Below are 25650 nucleotides of genomic sequence, written 5' to 3'. Positions count from 1 at the left end.
AATAGGTGCCGATGGTGCAGCTGACATGACTGGCGCGGCAACAGCCGCCGTCGCAATAGCCTCCGCTAATCCGGCATCGGCCACATGATCAACCATCACGGCACGCATCGCGCCGGCTGTTCGAACGGCTGCAGCAGCTGGAAGCGGTGCGCGAGCTTTCCGGCCGCCCCACCTTCCGCATCTACGGACTCTGAGCATGGCGAAGCGCGCGCGGCAAATCGTCATCGACAAGGAGCTTCTCCACCTGACGCAGGAGGAGCGGCATCGCCAATGGGCGGCGCGGGTGGAGGCGGTGATCTTTGCCTCTTCCGAGCCCGTCACCCGGAAAGCGTTGGAGCGGGTCGTCGGAGAGGACTGCGATATCGAAGCGATCATCGAGGAGATCCGCGAGTCACTCGACGGCCGGCCTTATGAACTCGTCGCGGTCGCCGGCGGCTGGCAGCATCGTACCCGGCCGGAATTTGCCGATGTCATCCATGCTTCCGGCGCCGCCAACGCACCGCCCGCGGATCTGACCGATCACCAGGCCTTGGTGCTGATGACGATCGGTTATTTCCAGCCGGTGACGCGCGCCGAGATCTCGAAGATTTTCGGCCGCGAGGTGAGCCGCGATACCATCGCGACGCTCCGGCAGCTCGGCTTCCTCGCTTCCGGCCCGCGCAGCCCGACGCCCGGAGCGCCCTATACCTATATCACCACGCCGGCCTTCCTCACCGCCTTCGGTTTCGACACACTGCGCGACCTGCCGGATACGGAAATGCTGGAGGATGCCGGGTTGCTGACCCGCAAGCTGCCGGTCGACGATTTCGTCGAGCCGGAACTGGAAGAAGACGACGATTAGCGGCAGTGCTTGAAATGCGCGGGAATTGAGCTCATATTGAGCAATAGATGATCAAAACTGGATCAGGACTGTTCTCATGGCTCATGCTTTTGAAATTGGCGCCGCCGCTTTCCGTGAACAGCAATCCGCGCTTTTATCAGCGCGGCGGGTGTCCGATCTGCTCGGATTGACCCAGGCGGAGCTTGCGAAACTGATCGGTGTCGCCCGCAACACCCTGACGGCGAAAAGCGGCGCCCGCAAGGTCGATCTGGCGCTCTCCCCGGTCGTGCGCATCCTGGCGATGGCGAGCGAGATGGCCGGCGACGAGAACCGCGCGGCGATATGGTTCAAGCACCAGCCTATCCCGGGTTGGGCCGGCAAGACGGCTTACGACCTCGTCGGCGAAGGCAAGGCCGACAAGGTGCTCGCCTATCTGGAGGCGGTGCGCTCCGGCGTCTATGCCTGAATTGGCCCCGGAATCAGGCATCCTCTGGCGTGCCTATGTGCCGCGCTGGGCGCATGCGCCGCTTTCCGGCGACGGCGCTGCCCGTTTTGGCGGTCGTTGGAACCCGGTCGGCGCAGCGACCATCTATGCCGCGCGCGAGCTTTCCACAGCCTGGGCGGAGTATAATCAGGGTTTCGTCCAGCACCCGGCCCTGATCGCCCAGCTTCGGCTCGACGGCGCGCGGCTCGCCGATCTGACCAGTCCCGAGGTTCTGTCCGGTCTCGGTGTCGACGAGACCATCCACCGCTGCGAATGGCGAGCCGATCTCGATGCCGGCCGGATACCGGCAACGCATCTCCTCGCAGAGAGGTTGCTCGATGATGGCCGGGACGGCGTCATCTATCCGTCATTCATGTCGCCGGGCGGAACCTGCGTCGCCCTCTGGCGCTGGAACGGCAAGGACCAGCCGAAACTCACGGTCACCGACCCCGACGGGCGGTTGCCGAAAAACCCGGCTTCCTGGTTGTAGTCGGGGAAAGGGAGGTCGTTTCTTTCCCGTAGTGTCGGTTCGACCACCGGGACGACCATCGCCGCCTGACGCCACACCCACAGCTGTATGGAAAATACTCCGTTCAACCTTGGCATTTAAAATTTAGCGGAATGTAATGTTTTGGATGCATGATGGGCCGAGAGAAAGCGGTGCCCATGCAGCAGAACATCCGTATCACATCGCACGTCACGATCGTGCTGACATTGCTGACGGCCCTGACAGCGCTGCTTCTCGCCGGGTTCATGTGGCTTGCCTCGGTCAAGGTGGACGATTTCTCCTTGACCCGGCAGAAGGGCTACGTCGAACAGGGCCTCGACGAGCAGGTAAAAGCCGTACAGCATGAACTGGAAAGCGTCACCGTCTGGAATGACGCGGTCCTGCTTGTCGCCAAGGACGATCACCCATGGATTGCCGAGAATATCGGTATGTGGATGCACAAATATTTCAGCCATGACCGCACTTACGTGTTCAACGAGCGGGACGAGTTGGTCTTTGCGATGCGGGACGGCGAGGATATTGCGGCCCTGACCTTTCTCGGCGATGAAAAGGTCGCGGCGGCCTTGCGGGAAGACATCCGGGCGATGCTCCACAAACGGACCGCACCCGGCGATTCCAATCCCCCGGTGCTTGCCGAAATTTTCGCGGAAAAGATCCTCTCGATCGCCAGCCGGCCCGCTGTCGTCAGCGCAAGGCCGATCGTCCCGAGCAGCGACGAGATCTCGCTCGACCCCGGCAAGGAATTCATCACGGTTGCCGTGAGATTCCTGGATGCCAGCGCGGTCGAAAAAATCGCTCGTTACGCGCGGATCGAGACGCTGCATTTTACCACCGACGCGGCCGAAACGACTGCAGCCATTCCAGTCATCGCCACTGATGGCTCGATGCTGGGATATATGGCTTGGCAGCCCATCCGGCCGGGCCTGATGCTTATCGAGCAGATCGCTCCGGTCGGCATTGCCTGTATCGTCGTGGCCATGGGCGTGGTGATCTTCCTGGGCCGGGGGCTGCGCAAGACAACCCTCGACCTGTCCGAAAGCCGTCTGGCGCTGATGCGCCACCGTGACCAGCTCGAAGAGAGCGTCAGGCTCCGGACGGCGGAGATCGAGCGCCAGCGGGAGGAACTCGACAGGCTCCTGGCGCAGGAGCGCCATGTGAACGCCCTGCAGCGTCAGTTCGTCACCATGGCTTCCCATGAGTTCCGCACGCCGCTCGCCATCATCGATGCCGCGGCACAGCGCCTGTCGCGCACGAAAACAACCCAGAAGCCCGAATATGTGGAAGAGAAGTCGGCCCAGATCCGCGCCGCCGTGCTGCGCATGGTCGACCTGATGGAGAGCATCCTGTCGGCGGGCCGGCTGGAGACCGGCAAGACGACGCTGAAGCCGGAACGCCTCTCGCTGGCGGAAATCATCGAATCCTGCTGCGCCCGACAGATGGACGTTCGCAAATCCCACAGGATTCACCGGGACCTTTCGCATCTGCCGCAGACGATCCTTGCCGATCGCACCACGATCGAACAGGTCTTCACCAACCTTCTTTCGAATGCCGTCAAATATGCCCCCCACGCGCCGGACATCCATATCCGGACCTCGACGAAGAACGGCATGTCCTATGTATCGATCCAGGATGCCGGCATCGGCATGGATGCCGAGGACCTGCCGAAGCTTTTTCAGCCCTATTACCGGGCCCGCAGCGCGACCGGGATCGCCGGCACCGGCATCGGGCTCAACCTCGTCAAGCAGATCGTCGACCTGCATGGCGGTTCGATTTCGGTCGAGAGCGTACTCGGCCGGGGAACAACATTCACGGTGGCGCTCCCGAACAAGGGACCGCTCGCAAATCTCATCAAACGTGCAGCTTAGGGAATAGCAGGATGATTACCGTACTATGCATCGACGACGAAGCGGATATCCGTCAGCTCATCGTTGAGGAACTGACGGACGCCGGGTTTGCAACTCTGGAGGCCGCCAATGGGCAGGAGGGGCTGGAGGCCATCCTGTCCTATTGGCCGGATATCGTCATCTGCGACATTTCGATGCCCGTCATGGACGGTCACCAGCTCCTGGCAGAAATCCAGATGAACCACGCCGAGCTTTTCAACATCCCCTTCATCTTGCTTTCGGCCCTGACCGACAAGGACAATGTGTTGACCGGACTGCGGGCAGGGGCGGCGGACTATCTGACCAAGCCGATCGATTTCGACCTTCTGCTGGCCAAGCTCGCCGGCTGCATCGCCCGCCTCGAAAACGACCGGGCGGTCGGTCGGGCACTTTGATCTCAAGGCAAGGCGGAGGAGTTCCTCTGCAGCCGCAGCTCAGGACGTAACTGCGAGTCCCGACCGGCGACCTGCCAGGAACCGCCGGATCGCCGGATCCGTTTCGAGGCCGATGGCGCGCGCATAGGCGGCATCGGCTTCTTGTGTTCGGCCGCAGCGGGAGAGCAGGTCGGCGCGCGCGGCCCAATAGGGCTGGTAGTCGGCAAGGCGCTGGTCGCCGTTGACCGCATCGAGCGCCGCAAGCCCTTCCTCCACGCTCCGGCCGCTGGCGATCACCACGGCGCGGTTGACGGCAACGACCGGCGAGCCGGTCAACGCCCCCAGATGGTCGTAAAGCGTTTCGAGGATCCCCCAATCGGGCTGACGGCCGAAACGGCGGATTGCATGGGCCGATTGCACGGCGGCCTCCAATTGATAGCGGCCTATCCTTCCGCGGTGACTGGCGGTGAGCAGGATGTCTTCGGCCTCGTCGATCAGCGTCCTGTCCCAGGCGGTCGGGTCCTGTTCGGCGAGCGCCACATAATCGCCGGCCTCGGTCCGCCGCGCGCCGCGCCGGGCTTCAAGATGCAGCATCAGTGCCAGCAGGCCGAGCGCTTCCGGCTCGTCGGGCAGCATCACGGCCACCAGCCGACCGAGCCAGATCGCCTCCTCCGCCAATCCGCGGCGACGGGACGGGGCGGCGGCCGGGTCGATCCAGCCTTCGGTGAAGGCCGCATAGATCGCCTCCAGAACCGCATCCAGCCGTTCGCTCATGTCGGCGCGTTCGGGCAGGCGGAAGGCGATACCGGCGTCGCGGATCTTGGTTTTGGCACGGACCAGCCGCTGCCCCATGGTGGCCGGCGGGACCAGGAAGGTGCTGGCGATCGTCGCCGCGTCGAAGCCGAGAATGGTCTGCAGGATCAGCGGCCCACGCATCCGGGCGTCGATCGCCGGATGGGCGCAGGCGAACATCAGCCGCAGCCGCTCGTCCGGGATATCCGCCTGCTGCTGATCGGAAAGCTCGTCGGACAGCAGTTTCAGATGCTCCGTAGCAGCGGCACGCGTCCCCCCGCGCCTCATCGCATCGAGCTGCCTTCGGCGGGCAACCGTCAGCAGCCAGGCCTCGGGATTTTTCGGAATGCCTGCATGAGGCCAATCGGAAAGCGCCGAAGCGAAGGCTTCCGACAGCGCATCCTCCGCACCCGCCAGATCGCGGGTGCGGGCGGCGAGGAAGGCGACGAGCCGGCCGTAGGACTGGCGGGCGACGCGCTCGGCCTCGCCGGAAACCCCGCCCAAAACCTCGCCGCCGCCGGCCATCGGCGTCACATCACCCACATCGGGCGCACTTCGATCGCGCCGTTGATCGCTCCCGGGCATTTCGCTGCCCATTCGAGCGCAGCGTCGAGATCCGGCACGTCGATGATGTAAAAGCCGCCCAGCTGTTCCTTGGTGTCGGCATAGGGCCCATCCAGCACCTCGGTCCTGTTGCCGGCGACCCGCACCGTGCTTGCGGCCTCGGAAACCTGCAGCCGATCGCCGCCGACAAGCGCGCCGGATTTCTTCAGCGCTTCGGCATAAGCGATATAGGGGGCGGAATGGGCGCCGCTCTTGGCGTCGGCAGCGAACAATGCTTCGTCGCGATAGATCATCAGCATGTATTTCATGGCTTTTCTCCGTGTGTGCCGCAGCCCGTCATCGGCCTGCTACACCAATGTCGTTCGAGAATAAGCCCGTTCGACACGGCCTGCGAAAAATCTATCGCCGGCCGCGCATTTTGTCAGTCACCCTTGGGGATGTCGTCGCGCTCGCGAAGATTGCGGGCGACCAGCCGACAAAGCTCGCGGAGCTGCTGGTAGCTTTCCTGCGGCAGGAAGGAAAAGACGTCCCGCTCGACGGCATCGGCTGCCGCGTCGCACGCCTTGATCATCCGCTTGCCCTCGGTCGTCAGGCTCATGCGCAGGATGCGACGGTTGGCGGGGTCTTCCTTGCGGGTGATGAGATTGCGGCGCTGCAGGCCGCCGATCAGCTCGTTCATCGTCTGCGGCGTCACGAAGAAGCGACGCGAAAGTTCGGCTGAGGACAGCCCTTCGCGGCTGCCGATGACGCTCAGCACCGTATATTGAATGCCGGTCATCTGCAGCGCCGACAGCGCCACTTCCAACCGGCTGCGGACGGCATGATTTGCCTGGTTCAGGAAGTAGATCGCCCGGGGCTGCTGCATCACCCAATCGCCGGTGCTTGCTTCTTCGGGCCTGACGTCTTCAGCCATCACGATGCGGTGACCTTCTTTAAACGGTTATATGAGCGGGGTAGCGGAGAAAGTGCAACGGCACAAGTCGCGTTGCACAAAACCCTCAACTTACTGAAGCGCCGAGCCGCAGCGACAGGGATCTGGCGGCACGCAACGTGGCGGTCAGCGGCAGGGCAGAGGGCGCGATATCGAAGCCATCCTGTCGACCGAGCACGGTGACAACCGCTTTCAGATGCGAGCGGTGATCGAAGACGGGGGCGGCGACCGCCGAAAAATCCGGAACCGTGGACGGCAGCGTCGCGGCATACCCTTGGCTGCGCACCGTTGCGAGATCGGTTATGAAACGGGCGATCGAGCCCTCCGCTTCGCCGCCCTGGCGCATCATGGCGCGCAGGTGATGTTCCCATTCGGCATTCGGCAGGTTGGCCATGAAGACCCGGCCGGTCGCCGTCGGCCACAGGCGGACCAGCGAACCGACCTTGATCTCGTAGACGCTGTCGGAGCGGCCCTCGATCTTGTCGACCACGACAGGCGCGTCGCCGTTCCAGACCGCCAGCGTCACCGTCTCGCCGAGCTCGGCGGCAAGCTGCGAAATCGCCGCGCGCGCAAGGCTGAGGAAATCGGTGCGGGAAAGCGAGGCAAGCCCGAGCTGCAGCGCGGCATCGCCGAGATCGTAAAGGCCGGACAGCCGGTCCTGCGCGACGAAACCGGTGCGCACCAGGCTGACCAGATAACCATGCGCCATGCTCGGCGTCATGCCGGCAGCAGCGGCGATGTCGTTCAGCCGCATGGCCCGGCCGGCATGCTGGATCGCCGTCAGCACCTTCAGGCCCTTTTCGAGCGACTGGATGCCGGCGCCCTTGATCTCCGGGTCCTTGCCCGTCGCTTTCTGATTTCCCGACGCGTCCATGACCTCTCCGCTTGACGTCTTCTTTCATCTTTATACAATATAGCTGAACGATTTCAAGAATATTGAAATCGTCGCGAAGGATAAGGAGGAGACCTTGGCGGAATATCTGGTTTGTTCGGAGGATGAGATCGCCGATGGCGGCCGCAAGGTCGTCGCCTGCGGGGAGCGGGAGATCGGCATTTTTCGGGTGAAGGGTGCGCTGCATGCCTGGCACAACATGTGCCCGCACCGGCAGGGGCCAATCTGTCAGGGCCGCATCTATCCTCAAGTCATCGAGCCAGTCGATGAAAGGCAGGAGGTGCGGACGCTCCAATACAATGAAGAGAACATGCACGTCGCCTGTCCGTGGCACGGCTGGGAATTCAACCTGGAAACCGGCCGCAATGCCGGGCCGGCTAAATACCGCCTGCACCGTGCCGAACTGGCGATCCGGGAGGGGCAGGTCTATGTCGTCCTCTGAACCTACTTTTCGCAGCAATTCCCTTGGGCGCAACGACCCCTATGGCTGGATCGAGGACGCCACCGCCGAAATCGAGAAGGCGACGGCCGAACTGCTGGAAAACGGCGAAGCATCGCGCGTCTCCGACGAGGCGGTGGCGCGGATGATGACTGCGGCGATCCGGCTTTATGTCGCGAAAAGCGACGGCGAAGAACGCACGTTCCGGCCACTGACCGGCTCCCGCGACGAGACGGTGACCGCCACCGAAGCGTTGTCTGCCGTGTCGGAAATCCTGCGCGCCCTGCATCTCGGGCCGATGGAATTGGCGCTCTGGTACCGGCGCCGGCCGGATGAACTTTGAGGCATAAAATCCACTCTTTCGCCTGAGGAGAGCGAACATGGATATTTCCAACAAGGATCGCGCCCGCGAATTGCCGGTGCAGCAGATCGACGTCTTCACCGATACGCGCGACATCCTTGCGCATGCCAACCGGGCCGCTAAGAAGCGTGGTTTCGAGGACTGGCTGATCTGCGATGTGGATGCCCACCACACCGAGACGATCTCCTGGCATGAACTGGTGCAATATATCGAGGACCCGGTCATCCGCCATCAGGCGATGCTCTTCCACGACGAGAAGATGGGCACCGCCTCCTACGGCTTGAACGGCGACATGGGCCTCAAATACCAGGACGTCGGCGGCCGCATTCCGCACCAGGCCGGCATCCGCGAAAAGGTCGATGACGGGGTTCATCGCGACGTGACGCTGTCGCGCCGGGCGATGAGTGCACTCGGCGTCGACTACATGGTGCTGTTCCCGACGCCGATGCTGACGCTCGGGCTGCATCCGCAGCCGGAAATGGAAGTCTATCTCGGCCGCGCCTATAACCGCTGGCTGATCGACAAGGTGCTCTCCAAGGACGACCGGCTGAAGACGCTCGCCTACCTGCCGTTCAACGTACCCAAGGAAGCCGAACGCACCATCGAGGAATTTTCGGGCCAGCCAGGCGTCATCGGCTTCTGCGTTCCGTCCGTCCGCCACAAGGCGGTGCACCATAACGACTACATGCGCATCTATGCGATGCTCGAGGAACGCAACCTGCCGATCGCCTTCCATGCCGCCTATCACTGGCAGGACCAGTCGCTTGCGACCATCAACCGCTTCCTCGGCATGCACGCGCTCGGCTTCGTCTGGTGCAATATGGTCCATATGACCAACTGGATCTTGAATGGCATTCCGGAGCGCTTTCCGAAGCTGAAGAGCATCTGGGTGGAAAGCGGGCTCGCCTGGATCCCCTTTCTGATGCAACGGCTCGACGACCAGTACCTGATGCGACCTTCGGAAGCGCCGCAGCTGAAAAAGCTGCCGAGCGAATACATGCGTGAAAACTGCTGGTACACGACCCAGCCGATGGAAACGGTGAACATGAAGGCGCTGCAATTGACGCTGGAGATGATCAACGCCGAGAGCCAGCTCCTGTTTGCATCGGACTGGCCACATTTCGATTTCGACCTGCCGCAGGAGATCTACGACCTGCCGTTCCTGAGCGAACAGGCGAAACGGAATATCCTGGGGCTGAATGCGGCGAAGTTATTCAATCTGGACCCGACGGTAAGGAAGACTTTGTGAGACGGGGAACCAAGTGACCGCCGATGAGGATGCGGGACAGTGCCGCATCCAAACCCTCCCCCTTGTGGGGAGGGTGGCCGGCAGGCGGGAGGGTTTTGATGCGAAGCAAGTCCCCTCCCCAACCCCTCCACACAAGGGGGAGGGGCTCCACGCGACGCTTCAGCTCGCCGCTGCCATGATCAACATTTTCATTCACAGGGAATCTCTCACATGACCATCACCGGAGGCGATTCCATCGTCGCATCGCTGCGCGCTCACCATGTGGACACAGTCTTCGGCATACCGGGCGCCCAGCTCTATGGCCTGTTCGATGCCTTTCAGCGTGACGGCATGCGGGTGATCACGCCGCGGCACGAGCAGACCTGCGCCTATATGGCCTTCGGTTACGCACGCGCCTCGGGCAATCCCGGCGTCTATTCCGTCGTGCCGGGGCCGGGGGTGCTCAACACGGGCGCTGCGCTGCTCACCGCCTGGGGCTGCAACGAGCCGGTTCTGTGCCTGACCGGGCAGGTTCCGACCGCGTTTCTCGGCAAGGGTCGCGGCCATCTGCACGAGATGCGCGACCAGCGCGCCGTGCTTGCCGGCATCGCCAAGTCCGCCGAACGCGCCGACAAGGCAGCGGACGTTTCCACCGCTATCGCCCACGCGTTTCGCGAGATGCGCTCGCTCAAACCGGGCCCGGCGACGGTGGAAATGCCCTGGGAACAGTTCGTGGCGGAGGGTGAATTCGAGATCGCCCGGCCGCTCGAAAATCATCCGGATCCGGTAGCCGACGTGGCAGTCGGCGAGGCGGCTGCTGTGATCGGCAGGGCGGAGCGGCCGATGATCTTCGTCGGCCCCGGCGCATTCGAGGCCCGTGAGGAGGTGCTGCGGCTTGCGGAAATGCTGCATGCGCCGGTAGTCGGCTTTCGCTCCGGGCGCGGCGTGGTCTCCAACCGCCACGAACTCGGCCTCACCATTGCCGAAGCGCGAAAGCTCTGGCCGGTGGTCGATTGCGTCATCGGCATCGGCACCCGGCTCGAGGTGCCGAGTTGGCGTTGGAAGCCGAGAGCCGAAGTGCCGGTGGTGCGGCTGGAAATCGACGCGGAGGAACTGATCCGCACGCCGGAGGCCCTCGGCGTGCTTGGTCGGGCGAAGACTTCGCTCGCAGCGCTGCTCGGCGAGATCAAGCCGCGGACGCCTTCCGACGACTGGCAGGAAGCGATCAGAAAGGCGCGCGTGGAAACGGCGCAGGACATCCGGGAAATCTTGCCGCATTACGAATATCTGCAAGCGATCCGCGCAGCCCTTCCGGACGACGGCATTCTCGTCGAAGAGGTCTGCCAGTCCGGTTTCGCCTCCTGGTACTGCTATCCGGTCTACGAACCCCGCACCTTCATCTCGACCGGCTTCCAGGGCACGCTCGGCTTCGGCTTTCCGACCGCGCTTGGCGTCAAGGTTGCCCGGCCGGACGTGCCGGTGGCGTCGATCGCCGGCGATGGTGGCTTCATGTTCGCCGTCCAGGAGCTGGCGACCGCCGCCCAATACGGCATCGACGTCATCACCGTCGTCTTCAACAATTCCGCCTTCGGCAACGTGAAGCGCGACCAGAGCGAAGCTTTCGGGGGACGACTGATCGGCTCGGAACTGAAGAACCCGGATTTCGGCAAGCTCGCCGCCGCCTTCCATGTGGATTTTGCCCGGGTGAGTGCCCCGGAGGATCTCCGCACCGCAATCGAGACCGCGATCGCCCGCGGCGGCCCGTGGCTGATCGAAGTGCCGCTGTCGATCGAAAACGAAGTCAGCCCCTGGAAATTCATTCATGGCTGATCCGTCGATGACGAATTCCGTTCGACATCGACGAAAATGCCTATCGTCATGGCAGGGAGCCGTATAAAGTCGGACATCAGAATTCGAGCCGGGGAGGGCTTCGTTTCCGTGTCATCAGATCAGAAAACCATGCGTATCGTTGTGCTGACAGCGGTCCTGCCGGCTTCGGTGGTCTCGACGCTCGAAGGGATGGGCGGGCGGCAAATGTCGGTCGCGGAGGTCGCAGCCGGGGATGAGATGCCGGGCGTGCAGGTGCTGGTCACCGATCCCGGCGTTGGCGCCAATGCGGAAGTACTGGCAAAATTCCCCGACCTGAAGCTGGTCGCCTGTTACGGTATCGGCATCGACTCCATCCATATGCCGACCGTCAAGGCACGCGGCATCGGCATTTCCAATACGCCGGGCCTGCTGACCGAGGATGTCGCCGACCTCGCCATGGCGCTGATGCTGGCCTCGGCCCGCGATATCGTGCCCCAGACCCAATATATCCGCGACGGCCGGTGGACGACGATCGCGGCAAAGGTCCCGCTCGGCCGGTCGCTCAAGAACAAGGCGATCGGCATCGTCGGGCTCGGCAATATCGGCGCGGCGATTGCAGAACGCGCCGCCGCTTTCCGCATGCGGGTTTCGTATCATGGTCCACGGCAGAAACCTGTCCCCTATACCTACATGCCGGACCTCGTCGCGATGGCGACGGAGAGCGATTTTCTCGTCGTCGCCAGCCGCGGCGGCGAGGACACCAGGAAGATCGTCAACCGCGAAGTGCTGGAGGCGCTCGGACCCCAGGGCACGCTGGTCAACGTCTCGCGCGGTTCGATCGTCGACGAGGCGGCGCTGGTGGAGGCGCTCAGAACCGGCAAGCTCGGCTTTGCGGCGCTGGACGTGTTCGCCAACGAGCCGAGGGTCTCGGAAAAGCTGCTGTGGATGCCGAATGTCATCATGACGCCACATCAGGGCAGCGCCACCGCGGAAACCCGCCTCGCCATGGCCCTTTTGCTGGTCGAGAATGTCCAAGCGTTTTTCAAGGGAACGCCGTTGCCGACGCCGGTGGTTCCGATCGCAATCTGGGCTTTTGAACTCTAGCTTTTGAACTCTAGCTTTTGAACTCTGGGGAGGACGTCACATGGCATTTCAACGTCACGTCATCGGGCTGGCAGGACAGGACCAGTCCGGCGAGGTCATCACCGAATTCGACCGGGCCTCGGTCACCGACGAGGAATGGGCAGTGCGCGTTGATCTCGCCGCTGCCTATCGTCTCGCGGCACTCTACGGCTGGGACGACCTCATCTACACGCATATCTCGGCCCGTGTGCCGGGCACGGAAAACCACTTCCTGATCAATCCGTTCGGGATGGCCTTCGACGAGATCAAGGCGAGCAACCTCGTCAAGATCGACCACGAGGCGAAGATCATCGGCAAGTCGGACTATCCGGTGAACGGCGCCGGTTTCGTCATCCACCACGCCGTGCACAAGGCGCGCCACGAGCTCAACTGCGTCATGCATTTGCACACTGAAGCAGGCATGGCGCTTTCCATGCTCGATTGCGGCCTGCTGCCGCTCTCCCAGCATTCGATGTTCTTCTACAACCGCATCGGCTACCACGGCTACGAGGGCCTGGCCCTCAACATGGAAGAGCAGGAGCGGCTGATCCACGATCTTGGGGTCCACAAGAACATGATCCTCAAGAACCACGGCACGCTGACCTCGGGCGAAAGCGTCGGCGAGGCGTTCGTCTGGACCTTCTGGCTGGAAAAGGCCGCTCGCGCCCAGCTTGCCGCCATGGCCGCCCAGCCGCAGGGCCTTACCATTCCCGAAGAAAAGATCGCCGAACTGACCGCCCACATGTACGAGATGTCGCCGGCCAAGCCAGGGCTCAAGGAATGGCCGGCGATGCTGCGAAAGCTGGACAGGATCGATCCGAGCTATCGCGATTGACGTCCGAAAGGCCCGCTTGCCACAGGAACTGGCGGGCTTTCCTTCCTATTCTCCGCAACGAAAAAAGCCGGCGTTTCCACCGGCTTTTTTATCTGCTTCAGCAAGGCTTACTGCTGCGGGATCTGGGCGATCGCCACGTAGTCCTTCCACTCCGCGATCGTCTTGATCATCAGAGCCTGGGCTTCGGCCGGGGTGGAGATGTAGGGATCGCCGCCCTGGTCGGCCAGGAACTTCTGGGTTTCCGGCTGCTGCAGAACGGTGTTGAACCAGCCATTGATCTTGGTGACGATGTCTTCCGGCGTGCCCTTGGCAACCATGGCACCCCACCAGCCGAGCTGGTCGACGTCAAAGCCCTGTTCCTTCAGGGTCGGGATGCTGGGAGCGCCTTTCATGCGTTCCGGCGAGGCGACGCCGAGAAGACGAAAACGGCCTTCGCGCTGCTGGGAGAGGGCGAAGACCGGGTCGTAGGAACCGAAGTCCATTGCGCCGCTGGTGATGTCGTTGAGCGAGTCGGCAGCAGTCTTGTACTGGACCGAAACGGTCTCGAGGCCGGCCTTCTGCTTGTAGACTTCGGCCATGACCTTGCCGGACGTGGCGTTGACGGCATAAGAGCCGCCGTCGCCCTTTGCCTTCATGGCGGCGGTCAGTTCCTTCATGTCCTTGTAGGGCGCGTCCTTGGCGACGGCGATCATGAAGGCCTGCTTGTTGATCGTGGCGATCGTCATCAGGTCCTTGCCGACATCGATCGGCGGCTTCTTCATGATCCACATGTTGCCGGCGATCGAGTTGCCGGAATGAACGAAGATCGTGTAGCCATCCGGCTTGGAGCGCGAGGTGTATTCAGCAGCGATGTTGCTGAGTGCGCCCGGCTTGTTTTCGACGATGATCGTGGCGCCCGCGATCTTGGACACCTTGTCCGCAAAATAGCGGACGAGAACGTCGGCGCCGGAACCTGCCGGGAAGGCGCAGACGAAGGTGACCGTCTGGTCCGGATAAGCGGCCTGAGCGGGCGTAACGTTTGCAATCTGTGCGACCGCCAGCATCGCCATGGCGGCGGTGGCTTGCGCGATCTTCTTAAGCCATTTTGTCACTTTTCATCTCCTATGGCGGTTCGTAAGGGTCCCTGCGAAAGAACCTGCCGCACTATGGCGACAGGGTCTTTCAAATCGGTTGATTAATTCTGCGGAATCTTGGCAAGGGCGACATAAGCTTTCCACTCCTCGACCGTCTTGGCGAGCAGTGCCTGGCCCTCTTCCGGGGTGCCAACATAGACGTCGCCGCCGAATTTCGCGAGGAAGGCGACGGTATCGGGCTGGGCCAGGATTTCGTTGAACAGCGCGTTGATCTTGTCGACCACAGGTTTCGGCGTGGCTTTCGGAACGAAAGAACCCCACCAGCCGAGCTGGTCGATATCGTAGCCCTGTTCCTTGGCGGTCGGGATGTCGGGCAGCGACTTCAGCCGGATCGGCGAACCGGTCGCCAGGATCCGGATACGCTTTTCGTTGGCCTGCGACAGGGCGAAGACGGGATCGTGGACGCCGTAGTCGATGGAGCCGCTCAGCATGTCGTTGAGTGAATCCTTGGCGTCCTTGAAACTGATCTCGACCGGATCGACGCCGGCTTTCTGCTTGTAGATTTCGCCAAGCACCTTGCCGGAGGTCGCAGCCGTCGCATAGCTGGCGTTGTTGCCCTTCTTCTTCAGGGATTCCGTCAGCGCCTTCATGTCCTTGATCGGGCTGTCGTAAGCCACGACGAACATAAAGGCCTGCTTGTTGATGAAGGACGTCGTCTGCAGTTCCTTGACGACATCGACCGGCGGCGCCTTGAACAACGACATGTTGGCAGCCGTCGAGGTGCCGGAATGGACGTAGATCGTATATCCGTCCGGCTTGGCGCGGGCGGTGTACATGGCGGCGATGTTGCCGGCGGCTCCCGGCTTGTTTTCCACGATCACCATCTGACCGGAGACCTTGGCGAACTTCTCGGCAAAGAAACGGACCAGAACGTCCGCGCCGGAGCCGGCCGGGAAGGCGCAGACGAATGTGATCTGGCCGCTCGGATAAGCGCCCTGGGCGAACGCGCCAAAGGGTGCAAGCACCGCGGCGGTGGTCGCCATCATCAGGTTTCTGCGTGAGATTTCAGTGGTCATCGGCACAAGTTCCTCCCTTGAACGCCCCAGTCATTCCCATAAAAGGTTCCCGTGAAGCCTGTTGTTCAAGCCTCAGTTTTGCGGAATCTTCGCGAGCGCCACATAGCCACGCCACTCCTCGACGGTCTTCACAAGAAGCTCGTCGACCTCCTTCGGCGTACCTTTGTAGACGTCTCCGCCGAACTTGTTCAGGAAGGCTTCCGTTTCCGGCTTGTCGAGCACTTCCTGGAACAGCGAATTCAGCTTCATGACGATATCGTCCGGGGTCTTGGCCGGCACGAATACACCCCACCATCCAAGCTGGTCGACATTGAGGCCGTATTCCTTGATGGCTGGAATCTCGGGCGTCGACTTCATGCGCTGCGGCGAACCGACCGCAAGCAGCCTCAAGCGCCCCTCGCGCTGCTGGCTGAGCGCGAAGACCGGGTCGAGCGCTGCGAAATCGAGCTGGCCGCTGGTGATGTCGTTCAGGGAATCCGGGCCGGTCTTGTAGGCGACTTCGGTTGCCGAGACCCCTGCGAGCTGCAGGTAGACTTCGGCGAGGACCTTGCCCGAGGTTGCCGTCGAGCCGTAGGTGGCATCGCCGCCCTTGGCCTTCAGATGCTCGGTAAGCTGCTTCATATCCTTGATCGGGCTGTCGGCCGCGACGGCGATCATGAAGGGTTGCTTGTTGATGAACTGGACGCCGCGCAACGCCTGGGTGACGTCGATCGACGGTTTCTTGAACAGCGACATGTTGGCCGCGGTCGACGTGCCGGAATGGACGTAGACCGTGTAGCCGTCGGGTTTGGCGCGGCTGACATATTCGGCGGCGATATTGCCGTTGGCGCCCGGCTTGTTTTCGACGATCACCGTTTGCTTGGAGACCGCCGCCACCTTCTCGGAAAAGAAGCGGACCAGAACGTCGGCGCCGCTGCCGGCCGGAAAGGCGCATACGAAGGTGATCGTGGCATTGGGATAGGTGGATTGTGCGAACGAGACACCCGGCAGAACGGCGGCCATCGTGGCCGCCGCAAGCAGTGTGCGTCTTGTCAGTTTCAGATGTCGTTCAGTCATTGGCTCCTCCTCCAAAACTGCTGCGGAATGTGTGTTATTCCTCCTGAAACGCCTCCTCGCGTGTCTTTCGGAACTGCGGCAAGACGATCAGGCCGATCATCAGGACCGTCGCGACCAGAAGCGTCGCGGAAATCGGTCGATCGATGAAGATCGACGGGTTGCCGCGCGAAATAACCAGAGAACGCCTGAGGTTCTCCTCCATCAGCGGCCCGAGAATGAAACCGAGCACCATCGGTGCCGGCTCGCAGCCGAGCTTGTGAAGGACGTAACCGAACACCGTGAAGACGATCATCAGAACCATCATGAACGGTTCGGTGCTGGTCGAGTACACGCCGATCGCGCAGAACAGCAGGATTGCCGGGTAGAGCAGCCGGTAGGGAACCGACAGCAGTTTCACCCAGATGCCGATCATCGGCAGGTTGATGACGACGAGCATCAGGTTGCCGATCCACATCGAGGCGACCATGCCCCAGAAGAGGTCGGGACGGGTCGTCATGACGGCAGCGCCCGGCTGGATGCCCTGGATGATCATCGCACCCATCATGATCGCCATGATCGGGTTCGACGGAATGCCGAGCGTCAGGAGCGGGATGAACGACGTCTGGGCGGCGGCGTTGTTGGCCGATTCCGGACCTGCGACGCCTTCCACGGCGCCGTGACCGAACTTGCGGGGGTTCTTGGAGATCTTCTTTTCCAGCGTGTAGCTGGCAAAGGAGGCGAGAACCGCGCCCCCGCCCGGCAGGATGCCGAGGATCGAGCCGAGGCCGGTGCCGCGCAGGGCCGCCGGAATAGAGTCCCGGAATTCCTGCTTGTTGGGCCACAGATCGCGCATGCGGGTGCTGATCGTTTCGCGCGGCGGCGGCGGGTTTTCAAGGTTGCGGATGATTTCCACGATGCCGAAGAGACCGAGAACCAGCGGCAGGAAGTCGATACCCTCCCAGAGACCCGACAGGCTGAACGTGTAGCGGGTGAGACCGGTGTTGATATCGGTGCCGACGAGGCCGAGCAGCAGCCCCATCAGAACCATGGCGACCGCCTTGAGGACGGAACCATGGGCAAGCACGATCGCCATGACGAGGCCGAGCAGCATCAGCGCGAAATAGTCCGGCGAGTTGAACTGCTGGGCGATCGAAGCGAGCGGCGGACCGAAGGCGGCGATGAAGACCGTACCGATTGTACCGGCGAAGAACGAGCCAAGAGCGGCAATCGCCAGCGCTGCGCCGGCCCGGCCCTTGCGGGCCATCTGGTGGCCTTCGATACAGGTCACCACCGAAGACGCCTCGCCGGGCATGTTGACCAGGATCGAGGTGGTCGAGCCGCCGTACTGCGCACCATAGTAGATGCCGGCGAGCATGATCAGCGACGACAGCGGATCGAGGCCGAAGGTGATCGGCAGCAGGATGGCGAGCGCGGGGATGGGTCCGATGCCAGGGAGAACGCCGATCAGCGTGCCGAGAACGGTGCCGATCAGACAGAACATCAGATTTTCCAGCGAGCCCGCCGCCATGAAGCCGGTTGCGAGGTGTTCAAAAACTTCCATTGCTTACCTGCCCCACCAGACGGGCATAGGCTGCCCGAGGCCATAGACGAAGATGATGACGACCAATGCCGCGGTCGTGACCGCGAAGATCACGGTCTCGACGAGATTGACGCCGCGACGCGCATAGGCAGCGAACATGATCAGCAGGATCGAGGAGATCACCGCGCCGATCTGGGCGATCAGCAGGCCGAAGGCGGCAATCGCCAGCAGGATGAAGATGATCGGACGGAACTGGATGCGTTCGATGGCCGGGCCTTCGATCGCCAGCGACTTTACCGTGACGATCACGCCGATCAGGGCGATCAGGCCGCAGATGATCATCGGGAAATAACCAGGACCCATGTTGCGGGCGGAACCGAAGGTGAGGTCCGAGCCGACAAAGAGGCCGATCGCGCCGAAAAGGATGAACAAGATGCCCGCGCCGAAATCCTGCGGACTTTTGATTACCATGGTTTCCTCCCTGAAAACCTGACTGTTGAAGCGATCTGGCCACCCTTGGGCGTCGGCCAAACCGTCATTATGCATGCTCCTCGGACCGCGCCTCGACCTCGCCGCCTTGAATTCGTCTATAGGCAACTAGATTTGACTATATACAAGAGTATTCCTCTTGTCAGTCAATCGAATTCCGCTGTCCTCTGTCCACCAGATACCACAGCTATCCGGCGTTTTCGATCTTATCGCAATAATATCAGGAAACCAGATATCGCAGGTGTAATCGGTGACATTCTTTCCTGTTTTTGAACCGGGTATTGAAACTCTGAGATGTGAGCATCTTCCTCCAAGGACCTGCCCGCATGCTTCAGCGTCGCAGATATGAAATTGGTTTTTAACAAAGTCAATTATACTTTATCAAAAATAGTTGACAGGCGCGGGCGCACCGGAGAGATTGGTCGCCAGCATTTCAAAGGATACAAAATGAAGATTTCTGTTGTGGGAGGCGGAATTGGTGGTCTAACGGCGGCATTGTCGCTGCTCCGCCAAGGATTTGACGTCGATGTGTACGAACAGGCGGTCGAGCTGAAAGAAGTCGGCGCCGGCGTTCAGATCAGCGCCAATGGCACGCGAATCCTGTTTTCGCTCGGGCTCGAGGACGACATCATGTCGATCGCCGCGCAGGCGGAGGGCAAGGAGATTCGCCTCTGGAACACCGGGCAGACCTGGAAACTGTTCGACCTCGGCCCGCTGTCGATCGAGCGTTATGGCTTCCCTTACATCACCATCCATCGCAACGACCTACACCAGACGCTGGCAGCCGGCGTGCGCCGCATCAAGCCGGATGCGATCAAGCTCTCCAAGAAATGCGTCGGGATCACCCAGGACGACAAGGGCGCGACGATCACCTTTGCCGATGGCACCACCGCCACCTCCGACATCGTGGTCGGCGCCGACGGCGTGCATTCGAAGATCCGCGAGACGCTGTTTGGCCGCGACGACCCGAAATTCACCGGCATCGTCGCCTGGCGCGGCGTCATCCCGGTCGAGCGCCTGCCGGAACGCATGCTGCGCCCGGTCGGCACCAACTGGATCGGCCCCGGTGGCCACGTCATCCAGTACCTGCTGCGCGGCGGCAAGCTGATGAATTACGTCTCGGTCGTCGAGCGCGCCGACTGGCAGGTCGAATCCTGGTCGGTCGCCGGCACCGTGGAAGAGTGCCTTGCCGACTATGAAGGCTGGCACGAAGACATCCACACGATGATCAAGGCAATCGACGTGCCCTATAAATGGGCCCTGATGCTGCGGCCGCCGATGGACGACTGGACCCGCGGCCGCGTGACGCTGCTCGGAGACGCGTGCCATCCAACATTGCCCTTCCTCGCGCAAGGCGCGGTGATGGCGATCGAGGACGGTTTCGTGCTCGCCCGCGCGCTTGCCGAGAACAATGGCAATTACGAAGCGGCTTTTGCCGGTTACGAGGCGGCCCGCGTCGAGCGCACCGGCAAGATCGTCCGCGGCGCCGAAGGCAATCTCAGCCGTTTCCACAATGCTGCGCTGAAGGATCCGAAGCTCGCCGAGGATTACGTCAATGCCGAATGGCAGGAAGACAAGGTCAAGCAGCGCTACGAATGGCTGTTCACCTACGATGCCACCTCGGTGCCGGTCGTGGCGGGAACCAGGTCGCCAGAAGCGGCCGCCTGAGGCCGCGATCACAATTTAATCTCGAAAGCCCGTTCGCCGGGTTACCGGCCGAGCGGGCGAAGCATAACGGGTAGGACATCATGACCACCAAGGCGGAATGGCAGCGAATCCCGCTGATCGTCTCCTTTCCGGAGACCGCGAAATATACCGAGACCTACGGCTTTGCCGGCAATTCGGGCAGGGTCAATCTCGAGGGCCAGCTTCTGCGTGGCACCGGCGCGCCGTCGAAGACGGTCTATGTCTTCATGCATCCAACCTCGACGCTGCAGCTCCTGCCGATGCCGACGGCGCTGGCCGATGCCGGCCTGCACGTGCTTTGCGCCGCCAGCCGTTATCCGAAGAACGACACCGCTCTCATCATGGAAAAGGTGGCGATCGACCTCGGCAAGTGGCTCGATCATGTCCGTGGCGAACTCGGTTACGAGAAGGTGGTTCTGGTCGGCTGGTCGGGCGGCGGCTCACTGTCGCTCTTTTACCAGGCACAGGCCGAGAACCCGACGATCACCCACACGCCGGCCGGCGACGAGGTCAACCTCGTCGAAGCGGGGTTGAAGCCCGCCGACGGCGTGATCTTCATCGCCGCCCACCTGTCGCGTGCCGAAACGCTGACCGAATGGCTCGACCCGTCGGTTCTCGACGAACTCGACCCGGATCTCCGCGACCCGGAATTCGACATCTATTCGCCGGACTGCCCGCACCAGCCACCCTATTCGGCGGAATTCATCCAGCGGTTCCGGGCCGCCCAAGTCGCCCGCAACCGCAAGATCACCCATTGGGCGCTCGACATGCTGGCGGAGCTGAAGCGCCGCGGCTCGTTCGAACAGGAGCGCGCCTTCATCGTCCACCGCACCATGTGCGACGTGCGCTGGTTCGACGGCACCATCGACCCGAACGACCGGCCGATCGGCAAGAGCTATATGGGCGATCCGCGCACGGTCAATGTCGGCCCGGTCGGGCTTGCCCGCTTCACGACGCTGCGCTCCTGGCTTTCGCAGTGGAGCTACGACCTATCGAATGCCAAGGGTCCGATGAACGCGGCGCTGATCAAGCGCTCGCCGGTGCTGCAGATCGAGAACAATGCCGACGAGGCGGTTCCGGCGACGCACAATCCGACGATCCGGGCGGCGCTCGCGACCGAAAACAAGGAATACATGACGATCCCCCATGCGACCCACTATTACCTCGGCCAGCCGGAGCTTCTCAAAGCCTGTATCGACCGGGTGATCGACTGGAGCAGGCGGCAGGGGTTGCTGGCTTGAAAGACAAGCCGGAGCTTGTCGGGAGCGGGCTCCGGATCATCGGGAGGTTTGACCGTGCGCTTTAATGAGAAGCACCACCGTCCAGGCTGGAACGGTGGTGTGCGTGTTTCGTCCGCTTCGAGGAACGAGGCAATCGCCGATAAGGATGACGAGCGGTACCGCATGCTCCCTCTGATCTCCCCCCTTGAGGGGGAGATGTCACCGAAGGTGACAGAGGGGGGTAGCGACAGTGCCGCAGGCGAAAACGTTGCTGAAGTGCCTAGGCGACACCCCCCTCTGCCCTGCCGGGCATCTCCCCCTCAAGGGGGGAGATCGGCCAGCCGCGCGACTTCGCGTCCCATCAGCGGTCCCGTCATCAAACGGGTGAAGGCCTCAAACCGCAGCCGACTTCGCCGCGATCATCCCGGCCTTCTTCTTCACCCATGCCTTCATCGCGTCATGGGCTTCGGAAGCGGCCTGTTCCAGATAGCCCGGCTCTTCCGTGCGCGCGGTGATTTCCAGGCGCAGGCCGTTCGGGTCGAAGAAGTAGATCGAGTTGATAAACTCGTGGTCGATGACGTCGGTGGTCTTCACGCCGGCATCCTGCAACCGCTTCTTGAATTTCAGGACCTCCTCGACGGAATCGACTTCCATGGCGAAGTGCTGGACCCAGTCCGGCGTGTTCGGCGAGGGAAGCGGCATGATGTTTTCGCCGAGGTCGAAGAAGGCCATGTAGGAGCCGTCGCCCATTTCGAAGAAGAAATGCGCGTAGGGCTTTTCTTCGCCCGTCGACGGCACCTTGTCGGCGGTCATGCAGTTGACCAGCGGCAGGCCAAGCAGGTCCTCGTAGAACTTGCGGGTCTCCTCGCCATCGCGGCAGGGGTAGGAAAAGTGATAGAGTTTGCGAAGCTTTGGTGCGTCAACCATGGTGGTTCCTCCATATCCAGGCTTGTTGCATTGGCCGTGATGGTAGGCCTTTGCCGACCCTCCCATGTCCACCTTGCAGGTGGACATGCCCACGACAGATTTGTTCTCAACCCTGGAGGCGTCAATGCCTGCGCTTGATGGAGACAACGTGAACGTCATGGCTGACCTCATGGACGAGGTCGGCGAGGCCGGCTTCCCCGAAAAATTGCTGGAGACCCTGCGCGGCATCGCCGGCACCGATTTCTGTTCCGCCTTCCAGGCCGAGGAAGACGGATCGCTCACCTATCTCTTTGCCTGCGGTTATCACTCGACCATTCCGGGCTTTGCCGAGCGCGCCTCGCTCGATTATGCCCGCCGTTACTGGCTACGCGACCGGGTGACCCGCCAGATGCTGAACGGAGGCCCCGGCCTTGCCAAGGTGCAGGTGGTGCGCCAGGCCTGGAACGGGATCCGCGATCCCGAATACCGCCGCGACTGTTACGAGCGCGCCCATGTGCTGGAACGCCTGACCATCTATCATTCGGAGGAGCCGCGGATCTTCGCCAGCCTCTATCGCACCCGCGAAAGCGGCCCGTTCCCGCTCTCCGCGGTCGAACGGCTGGAAGCCTCCGCGCCGCTGCTGATGGCCATGGTCGTCAAGCATGTGCGGCTCCAAGGCAGGCCGCAGACGGCGCCGTTGCATCCGCCGCAGCAGGAGATCGCCGGGCGGCTGCTGCAGGCGGGGTTTGCACTTTCGGGCCGTGAAGCGGAGGTTTCCGCCGGCCTGCTGCTCGGCCGCACACATCGGGAAATTTCCGAAAAGGTCGGGCTCGCGCTTTCGAGTATCGTCACCTACCGTCAGCGTGCCTACCGCAAGCTCGGGGTCAGCGACCGGCGCGGGCTCGAAGCGCTTTATGAAGGTATTTCGCGCGCTTAAGCGTATTGATCAGGGGAGAAGTTTCAGATGATTTCGATCAAGGACCGTATTGCCATCGTCACCGGCGCCAGCTCGGGCATCGGCTGGGGCATCGCCAAGGCGATTGCCGCTGAGGGCGCCGTCACCGTGCTTGCCGCCCGCAGCGCCGACAAGCTTGAAAAACTGGCGGCCGAGATCGAGGCCGAAGGCGGCCGCGCGTTCGTCGTGCCGACCGACGTCACCGATGACGCGCAGGTCGAAAAGCTGTTCGTCACGGTGAAGGAAAAATACGGCCGGCTCGACATCCTGATCAACAATGCCGGCATCGCCGACCATACGCCGGTCGAAAAGCTCACCAACGAGCGCTGGCACGAGGTGATCGGGGCAAATCTGCACTCTGTCTTCTATTGCAGCCGCGCCGCCTTCGTCATCATGCAGGAACAGAAGCGCGGCCGGATCATCAACATGGGCAGCCTGTCCTCCAAGGTTCCGCGCGGCCATACCGCCGCCTATACGGCGAGCAAGTTCGCGCTTGAAGGCCTCACCCGTTCGCTCGCCGTCGACGGCCGCGAGCACGGCATTGCGGTCTCCATGGTGCATCCGGGCTCGACGGTCAGCTCGCTGGTTCCCGGCGTCACCGACAAGGTCCGACCGGCAACCATGATGCCTCTGGATGTGGCGCGGATCGTCGTGCTGATGGCGACGCTGCCGGATGACGTGAACCTTTACGAGAGCATCATCCTGCCGGTCGAAATGCCGTTCCTCGGCCGCGGTTAAGCATCGGTTCAGCACGACGTCAAACGGCTTTCTTTTCGCCCGGCCCGAAACTGAAAGCCGCTTGACGCATATTCGGGTCCCTGATATCCATTTCCCCAGTAGGGAGAATTTGCTATGGAAAACCAGACCGAATCCGCCGCCGCCGGCCAGAACAATGGCAAGTGGGGCGAATATGTTACCGTGGATTTCGACGAGGGCATCGCCTGGGTGACGCTCAACCGTCCGAAGCAGCGCAACGCCATCAACCCGGGCATCGTCTGGGAAATGAACGCGATCATGGATGCGCTGGAAGAAGACGACCGCTGCAAGGTGATGGTCGTCACCGGCGCCGGCGAATCCTTCTCGGCCGGCATGGACCTGAAGGAATATTTCCGCGCCACCGACAAGGTGCCGCCGATCCAGCGCGAACGCCTGTTCCGGGCAAACGCCGCATGGCAGTGGCGCCGGATGATGTATTTCCCGAAGCCGACCATCTCCATGGTCAACGGCTGGTGTTTCGGCGGTGCCTTCCAGTTCCTGGTCGGCTGCGACCTGGCCATCGCCTCGGAAGACGCCATCTTCGGCCTTTCTGAAATCAACTGGGGCATCATCCCGGCCGGCATCGTCACCAAATCGGTGCTGGAGACGATGAGCTTCCGCGACGCGATGTATTACATTATGACCGGGGAAACCTTCACCGGCCAGCAGGCTGCCGACATGAAGCTGGTCAACAAGGCCGTTTCGCCGGACGAACTGAAGGCCGAGACCCGCAAGCTCGCCATGACGCTGATCGGCAAGAACCCCTTCGTGCTGCGCCAGGCCAAGACCGCATGCCGTTTCACCCGCGACCTCACCTGGGAACAGGCCGGCGAATACCTGATGGCGAAGTCCGATCAGACGGAACTGCGCGATCCGGAAAACGGCCGCAATACCGGCATGAGTCAGTTCCTGGACGAGAAATCCTTCCGCCCGGGCCTCGGTGCCTACCGTCGCGACTAAGAAGTGGCTCCCATGGCTGATACGATGACCACCGCTCCCAAGACGCTCGATCCGGCCAAGCCGTTCGATCTTGACCGTCTGCTGCGCCCACGATCGATCGCGATCGTGGGCGCATCGCCGGATCCCGCCTCGATCGGCGGCGGCGTGCTCGCCAATCTCGAACTCTTCAAATATTCCGGCGACCTGCATCTCGTCAGCCGTTCGCGCGACGAGATCAACGGCCGCCCCTGCGTGAAGACCATCGGCGACCTGCCCAAGGGCGTCGACGTGGTAATCCTCATCGTGCCCCAGGTGGCGATCAAGGACTCGGTTCTTGCCTGCGTCGAGCGGGATGTGGCGGGCGTCATCGTCTACTCTTCCGGTTTCGCCGAAGCCGGCGAGGAAGGCCGCCGACAGCAGGACGAGCTTGCCGAGATCTGCCGCAAGGCAGGCATGGCGATGCTCGGACCGAACTGCATGGGCTATACCAACTATGTCGACGGCATTCCGCTGACTTTCGAGCCGGTCGACCTGCGCGGCGTCGGCGAGCGCTCGCGCGTCGCCATCGTCGCCCAGAGCGGTGCGACGGCGGCCAATATCCGCTTCGCCATGCATTCGCGCGAAATCGCGGTCTCCTACGTCATCGCCACCGGCAACGAGGCGGTGATCGCCGCCGAGGACCTGGTCGGCTGGCTGATCGAGGACAAGGACAACGCCGCCGTCGCGGTCTATGTCGAACAGGTCAAGAACCCGCAAAAGTTCCTCACTGTGGCGCGGCGCGCCCGCGAGCTCGGCAAGCCGATCGTCATGCTGCATCCGGGCTCCAGCGAGCGCGGCAAACAGGCGGCGCAATCGCATACCGGCGCGCTTGCCGGCGACCATGCGCTGATGCAGACGGCCGTGCGCAACGAGGCCGTCGCGCTGGTCGAGACG

Annotated in this window: 27 protein-coding genes and 1 pseudogene; 18 read left to right on the top strand and 10 right to left on the bottom strand. The window is 62.3% G+C overall.

From position 1 onward, the window contains the following. Positions 1–95: 95 nt before the first annotated feature. From MOV63_RS26250 to MOV63_RS26225, 6 genes and pseudogenes are all read left to right on the top strand, one after another. Positions 96–194: pseudogene (locus MOV63_RS26250) on the top strand (DUF1403 family protein); the annotation flags it as partial. Between the two features lie 2 nt (positions 195–196). After that, complete coding sequence (locus tag MOV63_RS26245; RefSeq protein ID WP_247038304.1) at positions 197–841, top strand: SMC-Scp complex subunit ScpB; 645 nt, start codon at positions 197–199, stop codon at positions 839–841. 76 nt (positions 842–917) lie between these two features. Then, on the top strand, positions 918–1286 hold the full coding sequence (locus MOV63_RS26240) for an antitoxin Xre/MbcA/ParS toxin-binding domain-containing protein (protein ID WP_040123962.1): 369 nt from the start codon (positions 918–920) through the stop codon (positions 1284–1286). Next, a complete protein-coding gene (locus tag MOV63_RS26235; protein ID WP_040123961.1) occupies positions 1279–1794 on the top strand; it encodes an RES family NAD+ phosphorylase in 516 nt (171 codons plus the stop codon). Before MOV63_RS26240 ends, MOV63_RS26235 begins: the two co-directional genes overlap by 8 nt. 176 nt (positions 1795–1970) lie before the next feature. Next, positions 1971–3677: an ATP-binding protein gene (locus tag MOV63_RS26230; RefSeq protein WP_247038302.1), complete on the top strand. Its 1707-nt coding sequence runs from the start codon at positions 1971–1973 to the stop codon at positions 3675–3677. 11 nt (positions 3678–3688) lie between these two features. Then, positions 3689–4090, top strand: coding sequence for a response regulator (locus tag MOV63_RS26225; RefSeq protein ID WP_040123958.1), 402 nt, complete (start codon positions 3689–3691; stop codon positions 4088–4090). 39 nt (positions 4091–4129) lie between these two features. On the opposite strand, the gene MOV63_RS26220 is transcribed toward MOV63_RS26225, so the two are convergent. The 4 genes from MOV63_RS26220 to MOV63_RS26205 all read right to left on the bottom strand — a co-directional run bounded on the left by MOV63_RS26220 (position 4130) and on the right by MOV63_RS26205 (position 7230). Beyond that, positions 4130–5386: an RNA polymerase sigma factor gene (locus MOV63_RS26220; RefSeq protein WP_247038308.1), complete on the bottom strand. Its 1257-nt coding sequence runs from the start codon at positions 5384–5386 to the stop codon at positions 4130–4132. A gap of 5 nt (positions 5387–5391) precedes the next feature. Next, on the bottom strand, positions 5392–5733 hold the full coding sequence (locus MOV63_RS26215; RefSeq protein WP_247038300.1) for a YciI family protein: 342 nt from the start codon (positions 5731–5733) through the stop codon (positions 5392–5394). A 113-nt stretch (positions 5734–5846) separates the two neighbouring features. After that, the gene (locus MOV63_RS26210; protein ID WP_247038306.1) at positions 5847–6338 is read right to left on the bottom strand and encodes a MarR family winged helix-turn-helix transcriptional regulator; all 492 of its coding nucleotides are present in this window, start codon (positions 6336–6338) and stop codon (positions 5847–5849) included. A gap of 85 nt (positions 6339–6423) precedes the next feature. Next, positions 6424–7230, bottom strand: coding sequence for an IclR family transcriptional regulator (locus tag MOV63_RS26205; protein WP_247038298.1), 807 nt, complete (start codon positions 7228–7230; stop codon positions 6424–6426). A gap of 94 nt (positions 7231–7324) precedes the next feature. On the opposite strand from MOV63_RS26205, the gene MOV63_RS26200 reads away from it, so the two are divergent. The 6 genes from MOV63_RS26200 to MOV63_RS26175 all read left to right on the top strand — a co-directional run bounded on the left by MOV63_RS26200 (position 7325) and on the right by MOV63_RS26175 (position 13042). Then, positions 7325–7690 carry a Rieske 2Fe-2S domain-containing protein gene (locus MOV63_RS26200; protein WP_046668926.1) on the top strand — a complete coding sequence of 122 codons (366 nt, stop codon included), beginning with the start codon at positions 7325–7327 and terminating at the stop codon, positions 7688–7690. Further along, on the top strand, positions 7677–8030 hold the full coding sequence (locus tag MOV63_RS26195) for a hypothetical protein (RefSeq protein ID WP_247038296.1): 354 nt from the start codon (positions 7677–7679) through the stop codon (positions 8028–8030). The genes MOV63_RS26200 and MOV63_RS26195 overlap by 14 nt, the downstream gene beginning before the upstream one ends. A gap of 37 nt (positions 8031–8067) precedes the next feature. Continuing rightward, on the top strand, positions 8068–9297 hold the full coding sequence (locus MOV63_RS26190; protein ID WP_247038295.1) for an amidohydrolase family protein: 1230 nt from the start codon (positions 8068–8070) through the stop codon (positions 9295–9297). Between the two features lie 210 nt (positions 9298–9507). Next, positions 9508–11106, top strand: coding sequence for a thiamine pyrophosphate-dependent enzyme (locus MOV63_RS26185; protein ID WP_247038293.1), 1599 nt, complete (start codon positions 9508–9510; stop codon positions 11104–11106). Positions 11107–11235: 129 nt separating this feature from the next. After that, positions 11236–12189: a 2-hydroxyacid dehydrogenase gene (locus tag MOV63_RS26180; protein ID WP_247038291.1), complete on the top strand. Its 954-nt coding sequence runs from the start codon at positions 11236–11238 to the stop codon at positions 12187–12189. Between the two features lie 40 nt (positions 12190–12229). Next, a complete protein-coding gene (locus tag MOV63_RS26175; RefSeq protein WP_247038289.1) occupies positions 12230–13042 on the top strand; it encodes a class II aldolase/adducin family protein in 813 nt (270 codons plus the stop codon). A gap of 107 nt (positions 13043–13149) precedes the next feature. On the opposite strand, the gene MOV63_RS26170 is transcribed toward MOV63_RS26175, so the two are convergent. The 5 genes from MOV63_RS26170 to MOV63_RS26150 all read right to left on the bottom strand — a co-directional run bounded on the left by MOV63_RS26170 (position 13150) and on the right by MOV63_RS26150 (position 18237). Beyond that, on the bottom strand, positions 13150–14133 hold the full coding sequence (locus MOV63_RS26170; RefSeq protein ID WP_247038288.1) for a tripartite tricarboxylate transporter substrate binding protein: 984 nt from the start codon (positions 14131–14133) through the stop codon (positions 13150–13152). Positions 14134–14216: 83 nt separating this feature from the next. Next, positions 14217–15191, bottom strand: a complete 975-nt coding sequence (locus tag MOV63_RS26165; RefSeq protein ID WP_247038286.1) for a tripartite tricarboxylate transporter substrate binding protein — start codon at positions 15189–15191, stop codon at positions 14217–14219. Between the two features lie 72 nt (positions 15192–15263). Next, positions 15264–16247 carry a tripartite tricarboxylate transporter substrate binding protein gene (locus tag MOV63_RS26160; protein ID WP_247038283.1) on the bottom strand — a complete coding sequence of 328 codons (984 nt, stop codon included), beginning with the start codon at positions 16245–16247 and terminating at the stop codon, positions 15264–15266. 34 nt (positions 16248–16281) lie between these two features. Further along, a complete protein-coding gene (locus MOV63_RS26155; protein WP_040123946.1) occupies positions 16282–17787 on the bottom strand; it encodes a tripartite tricarboxylate transporter permease in 1506 nt (501 codons plus the stop codon). A 3-nt stretch (positions 17788–17790) separates the two neighbouring features. Next, positions 17791–18237, bottom strand: coding sequence for a tripartite tricarboxylate transporter TctB family protein (locus tag MOV63_RS26150; RefSeq protein ID WP_051900268.1), 447 nt, complete (start codon positions 18235–18237; stop codon positions 17791–17793). 465 nt (positions 18238–18702) lie between these two features. Here MOV63_RS26150 and MOV63_RS26145 point away from each other — a divergent pair, with 465 nt between their 5' ends. Next, entirely contained in the window at positions 18703–19923 is a 1221-nt protein-coding gene (locus MOV63_RS26145; protein ID WP_247038281.1) for an FAD-dependent monooxygenase, read from the top strand. An 80-nt stretch (positions 19924–20003) separates the two neighbouring features. Next, positions 20004–21182, top strand: a complete 1179-nt coding sequence (locus MOV63_RS26140; protein ID WP_247038279.1) for an alpha/beta hydrolase — start codon at positions 20004–20006, stop codon at positions 21180–21182. A gap of 372 nt (positions 21183–21554) precedes the next feature. Here MOV63_RS26140 and MOV63_RS26135 read toward each other — a convergent pair whose 3' ends face one another. Next, positions 21555–22088, bottom strand: a complete 534-nt coding sequence (locus MOV63_RS26135; RefSeq protein WP_247038278.1) for a VOC family protein — start codon at positions 22086–22088, stop codon at positions 21555–21557. Between the two features lie 124 nt (positions 22089–22212). Between MOV63_RS26135 and MOV63_RS26130 the strand changes: the two genes are divergently transcribed. The 4 genes from MOV63_RS26130 to MOV63_RS26115 form a co-directional block, all read left to right on the top strand. Further along, positions 22213–23004 carry a LuxR C-terminal-related transcriptional regulator gene (locus MOV63_RS26130; protein WP_247038276.1) on the top strand — a complete coding sequence of 264 codons (792 nt, stop codon included), beginning with the start codon at positions 22213–22215 and terminating at the stop codon, positions 23002–23004. Positions 23005–23031: 27 nt separating this feature from the next. Beyond that, positions 23032–23760 (top strand): SDR family oxidoreductase, encoded by a 729-nt coding sequence (locus MOV63_RS26125; RefSeq protein ID WP_247038274.1) that lies wholly within the window; start codon positions 23032–23034, stop codon positions 23758–23760. A 114-nt stretch (positions 23761–23874) separates the two neighbouring features. Beyond that, entirely contained in the window at positions 23875–24738 is an 864-nt protein-coding gene (locus MOV63_RS26120) for a p-hydroxycinnamoyl CoA hydratase/lyase (RefSeq protein WP_046599283.1), read from the top strand. Positions 24739–24750: 12 nt separating this feature from the next. After that, the coding region (locus MOV63_RS26115) for a CoA-binding protein (RefSeq protein WP_247038272.1) at positions 24751–25650 on the top strand (900 nt) is incomplete at its 3' end.

It is taken from the genome of Neorhizobium sp. SHOUNA12A (assembly GCF_023006505.1).
In the GTDB taxonomy this organism is placed as follows: Bacteria; Pseudomonadota; Alphaproteobacteria; order Rhizobiales; family Rhizobiaceae; genus Neorhizobium.
This window is presented reverse-complemented; position numbering and strand designations above follow the sequence as displayed.

What these genes read in the sequence shown, in the direction of transcription:
- MOV63_RS26140 (WP_247038279.1), top strand. Translation starts at nt 20,004, where the DNA reads ATGACCACCAAGGCGGAATGGCAGCGAATCCCGCTGATCGTCTCCTTT.
- MOV63_RS26150 (WP_051900268.1), bottom strand. Translation starts at nt 18,237, where the DNA reads ATGGTAATCAAAAGTCCGCAGGATTTCGGCGCGGGCATCTTGTTCATC.
- MOV63_RS26165 (WP_247038286.1), bottom strand. Translation starts at nt 15,191, where the DNA reads ATGACCACTGAAATCTCACGCAGAAACCTGATGATGGCGACCACCGCC.
- MOV63_RS26215 (WP_247038300.1), bottom strand. Translation starts at nt 5,733, where the DNA reads ATGAAATACATGCTGATGATCTATCGCGACGAAGCATTGTTCGCTGCC.
- MOV63_RS26125 (WP_247038274.1), top strand. Translation starts at nt 23,032, where the DNA reads ATGATTTCGATCAAGGACCGTATTGCCATCGTCACCGGCGCCAGCTCG.
- MOV63_RS26235 (WP_040123961.1), top strand. Translation starts at nt 1,279, where the DNA reads ATGCCTGAATTGGCCCCGGAATCAGGCATCCTCTGGCGTGCCTATGTG.
- MOV63_RS26155 (WP_040123946.1), bottom strand. Translation starts at nt 17,787, where the DNA reads ATGGAAGTTTTTGAACACCTCGCAACCGGCTTCATGGCGGCGGGCTCG.
- MOV63_RS26190 (WP_247038295.1), top strand. Translation starts at nt 8,068, where the DNA reads ATGGATATTTCCAACAAGGATCGCGCCCGCGAATTGCCGGTGCAGCAG.
- MOV63_RS26120 (WP_046599283.1), top strand. Translation starts at nt 23,875, where the DNA reads ATGGAAAACCAGACCGAATCCGCCGCCGCCGGCCAGAACAATGGCAAG.
- MOV63_RS26195 (WP_247038296.1), top strand. Translation starts at nt 7,677, where the DNA reads ATGTCGTCCTCTGAACCTACTTTTCGCAGCAATTCCCTTGGGCGCAAC.
- MOV63_RS26210 (WP_247038306.1), bottom strand. Translation starts at nt 6,338, where the DNA reads ATGGCTGAAGACGTCAGGCCCGAAGAAGCAAGCACCGGCGATTGGGTG.
- MOV63_RS26205 (WP_247038298.1), bottom strand. Translation starts at nt 7,230, where the DNA reads ATGGACGCGTCGGGAAATCAGAAAGCGACGGGCAAGGACCCGGAGATC.
- MOV63_RS26135 (WP_247038278.1), bottom strand. Translation starts at nt 22,088, where the DNA reads ATGGTTGACGCACCAAAGCTTCGCAAACTCTATCACTTTTCCTACCCC.
- MOV63_RS26160 (WP_247038283.1), bottom strand. Translation starts at nt 16,247, where the DNA reads ATGACTGAACGACATCTGAAACTGACAAGACGCACACTGCTTGCGGCG.
- MOV63_RS26225 (WP_040123958.1), top strand. Translation starts at nt 3,689, where the DNA reads ATGATTACCGTACTATGCATCGACGACGAAGCGGATATCCGTCAGCTC.
- MOV63_RS26240 (WP_040123962.1), top strand. Translation starts at nt 918, where the DNA reads ATGGCTCATGCTTTTGAAATTGGCGCCGCCGCTTTCCGTGAACAGCAA.
- MOV63_RS26245 (WP_247038304.1), top strand. Translation starts at nt 197, where the DNA reads ATGGCGAAGCGCGCGCGGCAAATCGTCATCGACAAGGAGCTTCTCCAC.
- MOV63_RS26220 (WP_247038308.1), bottom strand. Translation starts at nt 5,386, where the DNA reads ATGGCCGGCGGCGGCGAGGTTTTGGGCGGGGTTTCCGGCGAGGCCGAG.
- MOV63_RS26130 (WP_247038276.1), top strand. Translation starts at nt 22,213, where the DNA reads ATGCCTGCGCTTGATGGAGACAACGTGAACGTCATGGCTGACCTCATG.
- MOV63_RS26230 (WP_247038302.1), top strand. Translation starts at nt 1,971, where the DNA reads ATGCAGCAGAACATCCGTATCACATCGCACGTCACGATCGTGCTGACA.
- MOV63_RS26185 (WP_247038293.1), top strand. Translation starts at nt 9,508, where the DNA reads ATGACCATCACCGGAGGCGATTCCATCGTCGCATCGCTGCGCGCTCAC.
- MOV63_RS26145 (WP_247038281.1), top strand. Translation starts at nt 18,703, where the DNA reads ATGAAGATTTCTGTTGTGGGAGGCGGAATTGGTGGTCTAACGGCGGCA.
- MOV63_RS26180 (WP_247038291.1), top strand. Translation starts at nt 11,236, where the DNA reads ATGCGTATCGTTGTGCTGACAGCGGTCCTGCCGGCTTCGGTGGTCTCG.
- MOV63_RS26175 (WP_247038289.1), top strand. Translation starts at nt 12,230, where the DNA reads ATGGCATTTCAACGTCACGTCATCGGGCTGGCAGGACAGGACCAGTCC.